The sequence below is a fragment of the Vibrio sp. 2132-1 genome, assembly GCF_033344315.1.
The window spans coordinates 1-557 of record NZ_JAWPON010000701.1 but is presented as its reverse complement, the minus strand read 5'-3'; the positions used below and the strand labels follow the sequence as shown (position 1 = coordinate 557).

The 557-nt window shown below is 45.6% G+C and carries 2 pseudogenes; one reads left to right on the top strand and one right to left on the bottom strand.

What is annotated here, in order from left to right:
* Positions 1 to 401: pseudogene (gene ispH / locus R8N47_RS27475) on the top strand (4-hydroxy-3-methylbut-2-enyl diphosphate reductase); the annotation flags it as partial.
* Positions 402 to 477: 76 nt separating this feature from the next.
* Here ispH and R8N47_RS27470 read toward each other — a convergent pair.
* A pseudogene (locus tag R8N47_RS27470) lies at positions 478 to 557 on the bottom strand (two-component system response regulator YehT); the annotation flags it as partial.

Sequence of the window (557 nt, the reverse complement as noted above, 5' to 3'; positions counted from 1 at the left end):
GCGTATTTCCTGACATCCAAGGCCCACGTAAAGACGATATTTGTTACGCAACACAAAACCGCCAAGATGCCGTGCGAGAGCTGGCTGGTGATGTGGATGTAATGGTGGTTGTGGGTTCTAAGAATTCTTCAAACTCTACTCGTCTTAAAGAGTTGGCTGAGAAACTTGGCACGCCTGGTTACTTGACTGATTGTCCTGAAGATATCAAGCCAGAGTGGTTTGAAGGCAAAACAAAAGTAGGTGTGACAGCGGGGGCTTCTGCGCCAGAAGAGTTGGTGAATCAGATTCTTGAGCGTATCAAAGAGCTAGTGGGTGCTCGCTCAGTCGATGAAGTCTTAGGTCGAGAAGAAAACATGTTCTTCGAAGTACCAAAAGAGCTGCAAATCAAGCAAGTGGACTGATATCCATTTATCGAATATTCAAAAGGCGACCTCAAGGTCGCCTTTTTTGATCGTATGTTTCGCTCATATTCGGCACTTAGTGGCTGATACCTAGCATCTCTTTGAGTACTTTGAGGTAACGACGGCTTACTGGGATCTCAAAGCCTGTTTTAGTGA